Raw genomic sequence first — 15289 nt, 5'->3', positions numbered from 1 at the left:
AATATTCTTTTAAATCTGAAACTTGTTTTTAGAAAAATACAATTTTTATTTCTCTAAAAGCTTATATTTTAAACTAAAAAATCATATTTTTCAATTTTTTCAATTTCTACATCACATAAATATTTATAAGAAAAGTACAATTTGTACTGACGAAATAAGTGAGTATCAGGCTGAGGATTCTCGCCACGAATACAGAGAAGAAAAAGAAATCAGGCCGGTATTTTTGAGTTGGTGCTTAAAATAACTATGTATTTTTCCTGACAAATGCAGTCGAGCTGTTCTATTAAACCAATCACGTATAATGTAGATAATTGTTTGCAGGCAACACTATACGATATATATTTATTCTATATTTAAATAATCGTTCAACCACAAAATTTAAAAAGAAGCAGTTTGATTTACGAAACAAACCAGCCAAAAACATTTAAAAAGACAAACTCTCAGCATAGGCTTCAATATATTGCGGATGCAGACTTACCACTTCTCCTACAATAATTATAGCCGGATTGCTGATACCTGACTCATTAACTTTAGTCTGAATATCATTTACCTGTCCGAATACAGATTGTTGTTTTTGGGTTGTACCATGCTGAATAATCGCAACTGACGTATCTTTTTTGCCATTTTCACTAAAAATGGCTATAATTTCATCTAATTTACTCATGCCCATAAGTATAACTACTGTGGCTGAAGATTGAGCTGCTAACTTTAAATCATCGGGTAATAAGCCATCGCTCGTATGCCCTGTTACTACCCAGAAGCTACGAGCAATATCACGGTGTGTAATCGGAATCTGGTTTGCGCCTGCCACTCCTACACTACTTGATATACCTGGAATCACCTCAGTTTCAATACCAAAGACACGGGCATATTCAAGTTCTTCATACCCTCTGCCAAACACAAAGGGGTCTCCTCCTTTTAAACGCACCACATGCCCGAATTTAAGGGCATACTCTACGATCATCTGATTGATTTCAAACTGGGCATAAGAATGTTGCCCTTTACGCTTACCTACATTTACAACAATAGCATTTTCAGATACATATTCCAGTAAGGAATGGTTGGCTAAAGCATCATATAAAACTACATCTGCTTTTTGTAAGGCTTTAATGCCTTTGAGTGTAATGAGTTCGGCATCGCCTGGACCCGCCCCCACGAGTGTCAGTTTCGCTTGCATTTTAGTTATTTATATTCAGTCGCAAAATCCGAATCCTTCTTCAAGGTAGATTATTTAATTATTAATAATGAATAAAAGTAGAAGATAATTCTATCAATACAAATAAATTCAGAATATTATTTGCACAAACTCAAATAATTCAAAATTAAAATAAGAAAAATACAAATAAGTAAAAATACTTAATTTTGCGAATGGTATTTTTTTGATAAATAATAAAAAACTATCAAGAATCTATAAACTAAGATTGGAAAAGGTTTTTTTTTAGATTAAATTTCTATGAAATCTAAGCGATAGTACCTATAAAAATGCCTACCCTTGAACAGCAAGTTACCCAGCGTCTGACCAGATTATATATTCTTGCCCTGACAGCAGTAGCCGTTCTTTCGATAAGTGGGCAAGTGCTGATACAGGAATCTTTAGAAGATAGCCTTAATGATGCACACGTAGTAAATATAGCTGGTAGGCAACGAATGTTAAGCCAACGTTTATCGAAAGTAGCTATTTTGCTCACTAATACTGACAGGTTTTCGGAAGAAGCACGATTTTACCAGAAAGATTTTGGAGAAACACTGGCACTCTGGAGCAAATGCCATGAGGGACTCCTAAACGGCAAGTTAGAAGTTGAACGGGAGGTTGCCGTAAAAAATTCGTCGAAAATCAAGCTGATGCTAAACGAACTGAATCCGATCTTTCTAAGAATTAAAAGTAACCTGAATTTAATTCTGACTAATAAAGCTACTGATAAAAAACAGGTACTTAATGTGATATTAGCCAATGAACGGCTTTTTCTGAACCAGATGGATCGTATTGTATTTCAATATGATTTGGAATCACATGAACGGGTAAACAGGGTCCGGAGTATCGAATTGTTTTTGTTTTTGCTCACTATTGCTATTCTGTTGCTGGAAGGCTTATTAATATTTAAACCTCTGGCAATCTATATTAAAGAGGTAATCAGCAGACTGATAAATTCGGAAGAAGCCTTGCAGGAAAGGAATCAGGAATTGAGTATTTCTAACCAGAAACTAATAGAAATCCAGAAAGATTTGGTAAAGATTACAGAAGAGAAATATGAATTGGTAAGAAAGGAAGATAATGTGCGGTCGAGTGCTTTGATGGAAGGGCAGGAAGAAGAACGCCGGAGATTATCAAGAGAGTTACATGATGGGATAGGCCAAATGCTGACAGGCCTGAAACTCCATAGTGAAAAACTGAAAAGTCTTCCTTTTGCCGATGACAAGCAAAGAAAGACTTTTGAAACCCATAGCAAGCTAATTGAAGAGACCATAGAAGCAACCCGGATGGTATCATTTAACCTGATGCCCCCGATATTAACGGATTTCGGGCTTGGAGCAGCTATCAGGTTATTGACAGAATATACCACTCAAACGAGCGACATACAGGTATCATTTGAAAGCAATTATGGACAAACAAGGCTGAATAGTAATTTAGAAGTAAATCTTTACAGAATCGCGCAAGAGGCTCTTAATAATATCATAAAACACTCAAAAGCCACCGAAGCGACAGTGGTTTTAAAGAAGAATAAATCAGAGATTGAGTTAACTATCAGTGATAATGGGGTTGGTTTTGAGGGAAAAGGCATGAAAAAAGAAACAAGTATCAACAACGGACTACCTAATATGCAAACCCGCGTACGCCTATTGGGTGGACATATACATATACAAGCGAAATCAACAAAAGGAACCCGGATAACCGTGAAAATCCCGAATTAAAATGGCAAACAAAATTAAACTGATGATTGTTGACGACCACGCTGTGGTACGCAAAGGAATTATTAACCTATTAGAAGATGAGGAAAATATTGAAATTGTTGGCGAAGCCCCTGACGGGATTGAAGCACTTGAAGGCATCAAAGAGCTAAAACCCACTATTATATTGCTCGATTTATCAATGCCTAAAATGACCGGGTTTGAGGTTGCCAAGATTATCTCTCAGAAATACTCTGCTGTAAGATCTATTATTTTCTCCATGCACAATAATCAGGAATATATGGTACAGGCCGTTGAGAACGGAGCAATGGGCTATTTGCTGAAAGATACCAGTAAAGAAGAAATTCTGAAAGCATTAGATACAGTGTCTAATGGCAATAAATATTTCCCTCCTACAGTTTCGGCCATGATTATTGACGGCTTACTTAATCAGAAGAAAAATAGCAGTTCGGCAACAAAAAAAGAAGCATCCGCCATTGTAAATGCCTTATCTAAACAAGAGAAAGTAATTCTTAATTATATTGTTGAGGGGCTGAATAGCCAGGAAATCTCAGAAAAACTCAAGTTAAGCGTACGTACCGTTTCTAATCATCGGGCTAATATCTTACGCAAAACACAGGTGAAGAATACAGCGGAGTTGGTCAGGTTGGCTGTGGAGTAGCATTGACTACAAGAATACTCTAATAAACATAATTTTCGAAAAGTGAATCTTGTTGTTTTGGGCTTATTTTTTTCTCATATTTTTTTATAAGATTGCCACTACTGTATATTTTAAATGCCGTTGGTATTTTTGTACCTCTAAAAGATACATTAGAAGTTTTCTTCAATTCAAGCGAATCTCCGTTCCATTTGTGTTCATAGATGGTAAAACAACCGCAGCCACAGGAAGCAATTCTTGAACGGATTAGCTTTTCGTCAGGAAATCTTCTGGGGTCTCCCAATGCGTTAAATGAATTTATAGCTGTAAAGCTCTTTTTATTGTTTTTTTGCAGAAGCAAATGATAATGAATTGCAGAGCAACCATTAGAGGCGCTTGTAAGCAGGACAACAACAGTTGTTTTCATTGATTAATCTCAAGTTGAAATAATAGTATGTATTTTAGTATCTAAAGAAATTAATATGTTTATCAATAACCAATGATTTAAATTAATTTTAAATTCAACTATAAAGCTCCTATTTTCAGCACATTTATTCCTATTTATTCTGTATTAAATACAATTATCAAAACATAAACGGAAAAATTACGAATTTTGCCAAATAAAAATTTGCATATTAAAATTACATAAGTATATTTGAGTAGAAATAAGTATTTATACTTATTTTCTATTAATCAATTATCACCGTTTTTAGACTGACTTGGGGGAAATTTCGGACTAAAAATGGGCAAACGTAGGTAAACATAATTCAAAATGACAAACGGAACTAAACGCCGTGTCGTTGTGGTGGGCAACGGTATGGTGGGCTATAAGTTTTGCGAAAAACTCATAGCCAAAGCGCCTGATTTCTTTTATATCACCGTATTTGGTGAAGAGCCGCGACCTGCTTACGACCGTGTACATCTGAGTGAATATTTTGCAGGCAAAACTGCCGAAGACCTCACACTCGCTCCTTTAGACTGGTATTTCGACAACAACATTCAGATTCACCTCTCCGACCCTATCACTCATATTGATAGAGAAAACAAAACCGTCTTATCACATCATGGACTCTCAGTACCTTACGATTACCTGATATTGGCAACAGGGTCTGCTCCTTTCGTGCCGTCGATTCCAGGTATTGAGAAAGAAGGTGTTTTTGTTTATCGTACCATCGAAGATCTGGAAATGATGCAAAGTCATGCTAAAAAAGCCAGAAAGGGTGCGGTAATTGGAGGGGGCTTGTTAGGTTTGGAAGCAGGAAAGGCTTTGATAGATTTAGGTCTGGAAGAAATTCATGTGATTGAATTTGCTCCAAAACTCATGCCTCGGCAGATTGACCAGGCTGGGTCAGAGATGCTCAAAACCAAATTGGAGGCATTAGGACTAAAAATCCATCTATCAAAGAATACACAAGAAATTATTGGGAATGACACCATCAGGGGCATGACCTTTGCCGATGGTTCAAAACTGGAGGTTGATATGCTTGTGATTTCGGCAGGTATCAAGCCCAGAGACGAAGTAGCGAAACTGGCAGGTCTGGAGGTAGGTAGCCGTGGTGGAATTGTGGTAAATAATTATCTGCAAACCTCAGATACCAATATCTTTGCTATTGGTGAATGCGCTTTGCACAACCATATGATATATGGACTGGTTGCTCCGGGTTATGATATGGCTGATGTAGTGGCAACTAATCTCAGTAAAGTTGCTGGTTCGGATGGTAAATCGTTTGTTGCTTTTGATATGTCAACCAAACTAAAACTCATCGGGGTTGATGTAGCCAGTTTTGGCAATCCATTCATTCAGGAGCCTGATTGCCAGACTATTGTTTACGAAAACAAATCGAAAGGTGTTTATAAAAGAATTAATATCTCTATTGATGGGAAAAGTCTGCTTGGTGGTATTCTGATTGGCGATGCAGAGCAATACAATATGCTATTGCAGACTACCATCAATAATATTGTCATACCAAAAGACCCTGAAGACCTGATTCTTGGTAGCAGAGGCGGAGAAAGCGATAGTAGCGCGGGTGTAATGGCCTTACCAGATGAAGCATTGATTTGCTCCTGTGAAGCCGTTTCTAAAGGCCGTATCTGCCATGAAATTGTTGAAAATAAGGTCACTACCGCCGATGGTATTAAAAAATGTACCAAAGCAGGTACAGGTTGCGGAGGTTGTATGCCACTGGTAAAAGATCTGGTACAAGGCAAGATGAAGGAGCAGGGTATTTATATCAGAAATATTCTATGTGAGCATTTTGACTATACCCGCCAGGAATTATTCAACCTGGTAAAGATCAATAACCTCAGGACCTACGATGAGGTATTGGATAAATTTGGTAAAGATGATGGCTGTGAGGTTTGTAAACCTGCCATTGCCTCTATCTTAGCCAGTTTATGGAATGAAATGATTCTACAAAAAGACAATGCTACTGCCCAGGATTCAAACGACAGATTTTTAGCAAATATTCAGCGAGGGGGTACTTACTCGGTCGTACCTCGTATTCCTGGTGGAGAAATAACACCTGAAAAACTGATTGTGATTGGACAGGTAGCTCAAAAATATGGACTATATACCAAGATAACGGGTGGTCAGCGTATTGATTTGTTTGGTGCGCATGTTGGGGATCTGCCAAAAATATGGGAAGAACTGATTGATGCTGGCTTTGAAAGTGGGCACGCCTATGGAAAATCTTTAAGAACGGTAAAAAGTTGTGTAGGAACCACCTGGTGCCGCTTTGGGGTACAGGACTCGGTGAGCTTTGCGATAGAGGTGGAAAACAGATATAAAGGGCTCCGCTCGCCGCATAAATTAAAATCTGCGGTTTCTGGTTGTATTCGTGAATGTGCCGAAGGTCAAAGTAAAGATTTTGGCATAATCGCTACCGAAAAAGGCTGGAATTTGTATGTATGTGGCAATGGTGGCTCCAAACCACAACACGCTTTGTTATTGGCTACTGATTTAAGCAGTGAAATGTGTCTGAAATTGATTGACCGTTTTCTGATGTTTTATATCAAAACGGCTGAGCCATTGACACGTACGGCCACATGGCTTAATAAAATGGACGGTGGAATTGCCTATCTGAAATCGGTAATTATTGACGATAGTTTAGGGATTTGTGATGATTTAGAAAAAGAAATGCAGACGTTGGTAAATAACTACCAATGCGAGTGGAAAGAGGCTGTTGAAACGCCTGAAATCCGTAAGCGATTTGTGCATTTTGTGAATGCGCCGGAGGTAAAAGATCCGAATGTAAAATATGAACCGCTCAGAGAACAGGTAATGGCCACTGACTGGAACAAAATAAAGGCATAATCTTTATCAACATCAAATAACTAAACAATCATGGTACTTACAGATACAGCAATAAAAATCAGTTGGAAACAAGTTTGTCGTATAGAAGATATACCCGAAAACGGAGGAGCCTGTGTATTATTAGAAGGTGAACAAATAGCTATCTATAATTTTGCCAGACGAAACGAGTGGTTTGCGACACAGAATCTTTGTCCGCATAAGCAACAGATGGTTTTGTCAAGGGGCATGATAGGCACACAAGGAGGTGAGCCAAAGGTAGCCTGTCCGTTTCATAAAAAGACTTTTTCGTTAGAAACAGGAAAGTGTATGGGTGACGAAGATTACCAAATCATGACTTATCCGGTAAAAGTAGAGGGGAATTTAGTTTTTGTAGGCTTATAAGTAAAAAAATATTACCGTTTTCTTAAAGGTTAAAGTATTGACAATAAGACTTTTCAGTTAAAGATCGTGGTATAGTAATATTAAAACTTAAAATATTTTTTAAATTTTATTTGACACATATCACGGAAAAGGCTAATTTTGCACCACGATTTCAGACAAAGGAGTCGCGGCAAAAATTCCCGAATAGCTCAGTCGGTTAGAGCATCTGACTGTTAATCAGAGGGTCGCTGGTTCGAGCCCAGCTTCGGGAGCAATATCATTAAGATTAAGTCAATTTCTGACGTGAAAGCAAGGCAAAAACCTTGCTTTTTTTTATTTTATGCCATTTTTTCTCAAAAATGACCGCATAATAAAAATCCATACTGCATCCCATAATTTATTTTCAGCAACCCATAAAACTCTCTATTTTTCTGTTTCACCAAAACAGTTAAATAATATGAAAAAAAATGAGTGTCCCAGTCATTAACTTCCGTTTACGTACTGAAAACTACAAAATTCCTACGCTTCAAGGTTATATCACCATTTATGGTGAAGATGCGCCGAAATTTTCTACTCAGGTAAAAGTCCTACCAGGTCTTCACTGGAATCAGGATAAACAAAGATTTACCAACAAATCCGATTTAGCGGCAGCTAACAATGCTATCCTGGATGAGATAAGGGTTAAACTGGCTAATACATTTGTATATATGAGCCGCTTGGAATTAATCATTAATTGCCGAACCCTTAAAGCAGAGTTTTTGAAAGTCTGGCGTCCGGACAGGAAACGATTGACTTTACTGGAGCTTTATGAGGATTTCTATCAAGTGCAACTGGAAAGAAGAAGTACTGGAGAAATTGAGCAAAAGACCTTAGATAAATATCAATACTGCAAAGACCACTTAAAAAATTTTATTAAAACAAACTACAAGGCTGGAGATATGGACATATATATGGTGGACGCAGTATTTGGTTACCAGTTCTTTGACTATTTATCCAAAGGCAAACCTGATAGCATTTGCAGTCAAGGAACGGCTAAAAGATATTTATCTTATATTAATAGCAGTCTTCAACTTGGGATAATTAATAGAAAGATCAAAGAAAATCATTTAAAAGGTGTAAAGCCAAAAGTCAAAGGTCAAAGGTCAAAGAAAGTAATAATTAAAGAATCACAGCAATTAGAAATTTTTAGATTACAAAACTTATCAATGACTGAGCAACACGTAGCTGACATAACAACATTTCTTTTTTATACAGCTTTTGACCATTGTGATTACTTAGATTTTTCGCAGACAGAACACATTAAGGTAGTAGATAATCAGAGGGTAATCCAGAAAATCAGATATAAAGAAAGAAAAAAAGATGACCCTATGGTCGTTACTATCTTAATTAATGATATTCTGGATAATATATTAAAACGTTATCCGGTTTTCCCAATCTATCCTGACCAAACAGTTCGGAGAGTTTATAAAAATCTATGTAGCAGAATCGGAATAATTAATTTCAAAGATTATACCCTGAAAAAAATCAGAAAATCCGGTAGTTCTTTTTATCGTAACAATGGTGTAGACCCAAAAACTGTTTCAGAGTCTATTTTAGGTCACACAACAATGCGCATGTCGGAAATACACTATTTAGTTACTGAACCGGAAACATTGGTCAAAGAATCTATTCACTTGTTGGCCAGAGAGTAAACGTTTACCCTGTGTCGTTTATTAGTAAACCACACCACTTGTATTAATAAATTTGCTGTTGTGATACGAAAACTGTTGACTAAACTTCAGAATTATAGAAATCTCAATCCACACTTCAATATTCCTAGATTCTACATTATAGAAACAATTCAATTTTAGCTTTAATAATTCATTAAAGCTTAATTCTAATTTCTATTTGACAATATTTCTTAATTCCAATGTATAATTCTCTGATTTTGCAGAAATATTCTATTTAATATCCGTTTTCGGCTTATTCTACTTTTCTCTAACAATTCATATATCAAAGTTAATGGATATTTTCTATATTAGAACATTCATTAATAAAACAACATCTGTGATATGAAAAAAACTGCTATTTACCTTTCGATCCTAATTTTGCTAATTACAAAATTGTGCTTTGCTCAATCAACATCTATTACTCCAGGTGGAGCAGAATTATTAAATAACACTAATAGTGAAGTATTAACAATACCTAAATTAACCAATCAATCAATTTTAGCAATTCAGACACCCAAAGCAGGTTCACTTGTTTACGATATTGATAGCAAATGTATTCGAGTTTATAATGGGGCAATGTGGATTTGTTTAACAGATATGGGTTCTATTCCATTCCAGTTACCTCAAAAACTATCTACAAAAATTATTGGTTCTAGCCAAACAGGCCCACAAACAGCTGGAGTTATTGTAATTAACGCTGTTTCTGTCGATAATATAGGCAATTTCTATCTAGCCGGCCGAATATCAGGTTGTTATAGCAGCCCTATTTCAGTATGCTCTAACTACTCATCAAATCTTTATCCATTAGCCACAGGTATTATATTAAAAATCACTTCATCTGGAGTATTCAAATGGGCAACTACAGTTACAGGATTGCCAATTACAGGGCCTTATCCTGATAATGGCTTTAATTCAGAGGTTTCCGATTTAATTATTAAAAATGATAAATTATATTTAGTTGGCAATTATTCAAAAAGCATTTCATGGCAGAATAACACAATAATTTCAAATGGGGATAGAGATATTTTTATTGCTAAAATGGACACTTCAAAATCCCTTAGTTGGATTAAAAATATTGGTGGAAATTTAGACGAATATTCATGTAATATTTCAATGGACGAGAATAGTAATATTATAATTGCTGGTGCGTTTAAAAGCAATCCTTTAATAATAAATACAGGGAATAGTCCGATAAGTATACTCAACAGTGGCGGATATGATATATTTATTACAAAATTTGATACAAATGGAAATCTATTAAGTGGGACAAAGATAGGAGGTACAAATGATGACTTACCTAAGAGTTTAATTTATGAATCTTCAAATTTTTACCTGACGGGTACGTTTATTGGTAATTTTGCAGGAGGTGCATATACTTTTACATCAACAGGGGGAAAAGATATTTTTATAATAAAATTTAACTCAACTTTATCAATTTCAGGAGGTAATAGGATTTTTGGCACTTCCAATAATGATGAAATAATACCTTATGAAATTAAATATTTTAACGGTAGGCTTTATATATGTGGCAATTATAAAGGCTCAATAAATTTTGGCGACAAACTAATAAATTCGACAGATTTTAACTCATTTTTGGGTAGCTTTTATTTTTCAGATTCCCCTCTATTTATTAATTATTTACAGACAGTATCTTTTAGTAGTAGTTTTTCGTCAATTACTGCTAACAATACAGACATATTTGCGAGTGGCAATTATAAAAATACTGCAATGACTATGGGCATTCCATTACAAAGCCAGGGCAGTACTGACATAATCCTTTTTAAGATAGGCAAAGAAGATAATTTCAATAGTAATAACTATTTATTTTCAGGATACACTACTTACGGAACAGGTGCAGTAGAAACTGCGTTTAAAACAATTTCATATAATGGGAAAGTGTATATTTTTGGTTCAGGACAATTTACTTTGAATAGTAGGCAGGAATTTCTTTATATGTGGACTTACTAAAAACAAAAGTGTGAAGACTTCTTAAATTCTTCATCCTATAAATCAAAATTATCATGAACTTAATCGAATAATTGAATTAAGTGCATACACATTCTTATATCTTCACGATATAGGTAGAGTTACTCAAAACACACTGTTTTTGTTTTTCCTAAGCTATATTGAATGCAAATTATATTTGTGTACATTAAAAATGAAATTTTATGAGTCAAGAAATTGCAAATAATTCTGTAAATACGAAAAATGATGGCATGGCTAAAAAGAGAAGTAGTAAGTTGATAATACAGAAAAGCCAAGTGGCAGAAAAGGCTGCAAATATATTACCTATTTGGGAAATTATTGAAAAAGTACTTGTTTCGATTTCAATAATTATACCATTTATATTCTTATTTGTGGGGGGTGCTCTTCAAATATCTGAATTATGGAAGATGAACTATTTGTATATTCGTTTTTTTTCGGTTACCCAATTACTTTCAGATAGCATTATTTTTGCAATACTTTTTATTAAAGAAATATTTTTACCAATATTTATAGCTGCTGGATCATTTTACTATTTTAGTAACAAAATAAAGAACTCGAACTATTTCAAAAATAAAATAAGAAAATTTATAATAAAACTGCACAAGAAAGTACTAAAAAATCCCCAGATAATTTTTAAAGTTTATTTTATCAATAAACCCTTTATTCTAAGTATTAAAGACCTCAATATCAAAAGAATTTCTTCGAAAGAATCTTTTTATATAGTAAAATTGTCACTAATTATGATTCTACTCATATTTGAATCAATTATTCTTTATTTCTTTGATTTTAATTATGAGGCATTATTTTCATTTTTATTTATTTATACCTTATCACTACTAATATTTCTCGAATTCCCTAATAAGACAATGTTCTTTAAGAGCCTTCTAAAGGAATTTCAATCAAGTAATTATCAAGATAAAATATTTTCTGTATTACTGCCTCTCCTATTTATTGGATTGTTTCTTTCTCTTATATTTATTTTACTAACTGCATTCTATTTAGAAACTCAGGAAATCAAAAAAAATTTTCTTCCAGATGGATCTTTAGCAAATAAAGAAAAGATATATAAAATTTTTGAAAATAAATACCAAGATATTAATATACTTTATTTCAACGATCAGTACATTTTTGTTGCAATTGAAAACGATACGCTAATCAAATATTGTAATAGTTCTAAACAAGATACTATCTCATATTTTAGAATGAAAGTTCCAAAATATAGTAAAATCGAAGTTCTCAAATTCGATAAGTTTTTCGAGGAAGAAAATAGCAAAGATAAATACTCCCATTAACTATATGTAACTCTTAAATCCCCTTGTTACAATAACAAATTGTCTTTAAATAAGCAACTATAAATACCTAAGTTAATTTACATTTTATACACCTTCACTTCACTGATAACATATCTGGAGTTATGGTATTAGTGACGTTTATTTTTTGCCTTTATAATCTGAAATATATAGAAAAATTAATTGTCAAAACACATCTCATCAATAGTATAAGAGTTTAAAGCCTAATATTTATTAGAAAAATTCAATTATAGTCTTTTTAATTTTCTAATAGCATCAAACTGTTCTTTTTCAACAGCTACTCTCATATGGAAATCATCCGGCCATTCCTCTGATGCTTTTTTTCTTATGATGAAAAAATCATTTTCAGAAATATCTTTAGGCTTACCTTGTTTTAATATACTTACAGCTTTTTGCTGTTCTTGTATACATGAAACTTGCATATGAAAGTCATTTGGCCACTCTAATTTACAATGTTCTTTAATAATATTATCGGCATCATCGTATTCTGAAACATCAAAGGAGTTACTATCATCTTCTGCCTCTATTTTAACTTGTGTTCCATTACAAACATTAGATAGTTTTTTCACCAAATGCTGATACGATGAGGGCTTCTCAGAAGATATATTTAAATAATCTGAAACGTCAGTTATCAATTGAAAAACTTGAGCTTCTTCTAATGCATTTAAGGCATTTATTCCTTTTAAGGGTCCTGTCAGCAATTCAGCTCCCTTAATGTTTATTATTAATGGTATTAGTGGTTTATTAGCACCCCATCTAGCTCCTAATTCAAATAAAACATAATAGGAATTGATACTTGCTGGTGAAATAACACCAATTAATACCTCTGATTCATGAATCTCGGTTTTTAACTGGGTATCAGTTGATATTCCAGCTGGAAGTCTATATCCGTCTAAACTTGTGCACCTTATATCAATTGTTTTTAGATTTAGTGAAATTCTTAGAAGTTCAACTAGTTCTTTTACAACTTCTAAATCATTATGACTGTGGCTAATAAATATTTTCATTTGAGTTTCATTATTTTGATTATCAGTTAATTCATGATATTCATAATTACCTTGACTATTCAAGCTTATATGCCCAAAATTATAAGGTGCTGTCCCTAAATAATTATGCCTATTCAATAAACCTTGAGAATCTAAAAAATCTACAGCATCGTTAGTATCAAGAATGCCTAACTTTGTAAATTCAAAAATATCGTTTCCATCAAACATTAAATTTTGGTTTGGGTTATTTTCGAATAAGGCTTTCAAAATTATAACAGCATTTTTCTTTATTGGATTTGCCATTGTAAAATATAAAACTTGAAAAATATTTGATGAATCTATCTTTAAAATTGATTTTGTATATATTAAACAAATATAACTACTATCCCATAAAATAATACCTTTTAAAACATTTATTTATTATTAGGCATTATTTGAAATATAGGTTTTACTTTAAACAAAAAAAGGGGAATACACCCCCTTATTAATTGTGAAATTTTACCGTGAAAAGAACCAAAAAATCACGTCCAATTACTAACATTTTGCCTCTTCTGACATTAATTGAATATCTACTTTTAATTTCCCTGATTGAATCTCAAACCTATCTTTTATCAAGTTTCCCATACCTGCTATATAATTACTACTTTTAGGAATAATGATAAATTCACATTCAGTTTCCCCTTTTTGATTTACCAAAGTGGCTTTATATTTTTTATCAGTATGGGGTTTAGCCATTTTCTTGACCAAAAATTTAGCAGTCTGCTTACCTAAGTCTTTTAAGACTTCTTTATCAAGGGTTCTAAACACCTGTCCAAAACCCCTTAGTTTTTCAAAAATACTCATTTCTTATTTTCAGATTTAGTAGTCTTTTTTACAGTTATACCTCTCATTCCAACCGCATTCCTTGTTTTGTTGCTAACTTTTATACTGCCCTTTCTATGGACAATCCCCAGTCTCTTGGCAATAATTAAAAAGTCAACATTATCACCTCTTAACAAATTAGAATAGAATCTATCTTGTACTTTTAGCTTCGCATACTCATCAGATAAACCACTCATACCATTGATGACACGATTATCTTTCAGATACTTCCGAAGTTCAGTAGCAATTTTATCCTTGAACTGAGCATTTTCTTTTACCCGTTCTCGGTTGGCATTAACAAGCAGCTTCAAATCTTCGATTTTTTTCTTTAATACCAAATCCCTTTTGCTTTCCTTGGCCAGCGCTGCCATTTTTGGCTTTGCTGCAGCTTTTTTTGTTCCGGAAGCTGACGCTTTTTCTGACGTTGCTCGAGTTATTTTGGTAGCATTTTTCTTAGCAGCTGGTATAGCTCTATTTGGCGTTGTTTCCGGGGTCTTTTTACGCAATTGCTTCTCGTAAGCCTCCTTATTAGCTTTAAAAATATATTGAGCATTTACCAATATCCCTAACTTCTTTCCTCCATCTTCTGCTACTTTGACTTCATAGCTATTGAATTCAGGGAAATAAGCAGTAATATGACATGAATAGTCTTTTGAAGAATTACCGGTCCTAACCTTGACATAATCACCCACTTTATATTTCTGCCCTGTTTTTTTCTCGGTGGACTTAGTAACTATTGTACTGAATGAAGCTTCATCGTCATTCCCGATTCCTGTTGGAGACTTATAAGTATAACTATACGTTTTCCTTGAATCGACCCAATCAAACGATGAGATTGTTACTTTTTTATTGTCTCTATGCATTAAGGTCTTCCCTACTTTGAATGCAGGTTTTACTGCTGTTTTTGACGTTACCAGATCTTTACGTTTCTGAAATATTTTTTTACTGGCACTTAGTCTGGCTGATTTCTTGGAACGTAATTGATTTGCCTGCTTAATGACAGTTTTGGCAGTACCTTTTCTATCTTTCTTAATAGCACCAGGCATGGATTGTATCAAATCATATAAATCCTCAAAATTCTGCGCTTCCAGGTTGACATGCTGGGTAAATCCCTTCGTATTCTCATAAATTCCCTGAAACTCCACAGAAATCTCCTTTGGAATTTTACTAAAATTAATGCTATTGTATTGTGCGATGTAGTTCATTGTAGTATGGTGGTA

General features: G+C 34.0%; 12 protein-coding genes and 1 tRNA gene. 8 read left to right on the top strand and 5 right to left on the bottom strand.

Features of this window, described 5'->3' with window-relative positions; genetic code table 11:
- Positions 1-424 precede the first annotated feature (424 nt).
- Positions 425-1177 (bottom strand): uroporphyrinogen-III C-methyltransferase, encoded by a 753-nt coding sequence (cobA, locus tag H1R81_RS01575; protein WP_181838919.1) that lies wholly within the window; start codon positions 1175-1177, stop codon positions 425-427.
- 305 nt (positions 1178-1482) lie between these two features.
- Between cobA and H1R81_RS01570 the strand changes: the two genes are divergently transcribed.
- Together H1R81_RS01570 and H1R81_RS01565 are read left to right on the top strand one after the other, a co-directional pair.
- Complete coding sequence (locus tag H1R81_RS01570) at positions 1483-2910, top strand: ATP-binding protein (RefSeq protein ID WP_181838918.1); 1428 nt, start codon at positions 1483-1485, stop codon at positions 2908-2910.
- Between the two features lies 1 nt (position 2911).
- Positions 2912-3568, top strand: a complete 657-nt coding sequence (locus tag H1R81_RS01565; RefSeq protein ID WP_181838917.1) for a response regulator transcription factor — start codon at positions 2912-2914, stop codon at positions 3566-3568.
- A 19-nt stretch (positions 3569-3587) separates the two neighbouring features.
- Here the strand turns inward: H1R81_RS01565 and H1R81_RS01560 are convergent, their stop codons facing one another.
- Positions 3588-3971, bottom strand: a complete 384-nt coding sequence (locus tag H1R81_RS01560) for a hypothetical protein (RefSeq protein ID WP_181838916.1) — start codon at positions 3969-3971, stop codon at positions 3588-3590.
- 345 nt (positions 3972-4316) lie between these two features.
- On the opposite strand from H1R81_RS01560, the gene nirB reads away from it, so the two are divergent.
- The 6 genes from nirB to H1R81_RS01530 all read left to right on the top strand — a co-directional run bounded on the left by nirB (position 4317) and on the right by H1R81_RS01530 (position 12204).
- Positions 4317-6857, top strand: coding sequence for a nitrite reductase large subunit NirB (nirB, locus tag H1R81_RS01555; protein ID WP_181838915.1), 2541 nt, complete (start codon positions 4317-4319; stop codon positions 6855-6857).
- Between the two features lie 30 nt (positions 6858-6887).
- Positions 6888-7238 (top strand): nitrite reductase small subunit NirD, encoded by a 351-nt coding sequence (nirD, locus tag H1R81_RS01550; RefSeq protein WP_181838914.1) that lies wholly within the window; start codon positions 6888-6890, stop codon positions 7236-7238.
- A 177-nt stretch (positions 7239-7415) separates the two neighbouring features.
- Positions 7416-7489 (top strand) — tRNA-Asn (locus tag H1R81_RS01545).
- Between the two features lie 195 nt (positions 7490-7684).
- Complete coding sequence (locus H1R81_RS01540; protein WP_181838913.1) at positions 7685-8908, top strand: phage integrase SAM-like domain-containing protein; 1224 nt, start codon at positions 7685-7687, stop codon at positions 8906-8908.
- Between the two features lie 360 nt (positions 8909-9268).
- On the top strand, positions 9269-10894 hold the full coding sequence (locus H1R81_RS01535; RefSeq protein ID WP_181838912.1) for a hypothetical protein: 1626 nt from the start codon (positions 9269-9271) through the stop codon (positions 10892-10894).
- 200 nt (positions 10895-11094) lie between these two features.
- The gene (locus tag H1R81_RS01530) at positions 11095-12204 is read left to right on the top strand and encodes a hypothetical protein (protein ID WP_181838911.1); all 1110 of its coding nucleotides are present in this window, start codon (positions 11095-11097) and stop codon (positions 12202-12204) included.
- A 245-nt stretch (positions 12205-12449) separates the two neighbouring features.
- Here the strand turns inward: H1R81_RS01530 and H1R81_RS01525 are convergent, their stop codons facing one another.
- The 3 genes from H1R81_RS01525 to H1R81_RS01515 form a co-directional block, all read right to left on the bottom strand.
- Positions 12450-13511 (bottom strand): toll/interleukin-1 receptor domain-containing protein, encoded by a 1062-nt coding sequence (locus tag H1R81_RS01525; protein ID WP_181838910.1) that lies wholly within the window; start codon positions 13509-13511, stop codon positions 12450-12452.
- A 231-nt stretch (positions 13512-13742) separates the two neighbouring features.
- On the bottom strand, positions 13743-14051 hold the full coding sequence (locus tag H1R81_RS01520; protein WP_181838909.1) for a hypothetical protein: 309 nt from the start codon (positions 14049-14051) through the stop codon (positions 13743-13745).
- A complete protein-coding gene (locus tag H1R81_RS01515) occupies positions 14048-15274 on the bottom strand; it encodes a hypothetical protein (protein ID WP_181838908.1) in 1227 nt (408 codons plus the stop codon). The genes H1R81_RS01520 and H1R81_RS01515 overlap by 4 nt, the downstream gene beginning before the upstream one ends.
- Between the last annotated feature and the right edge of the window lie 15 nt (positions 15275-15289).

Source organism: Emticicia sp. BO119 (assembly GCF_013912375.1).
In the GTDB taxonomy this organism is placed as follows: domain Bacteria; phylum Bacteroidota; class Bacteroidia; order Cytophagales; family Spirosomataceae; genus Emticicia.
Note: the sequence above shows the minus strand (reverse complement) of the source record. Positions and strands in the feature narration are given on the sequence as shown.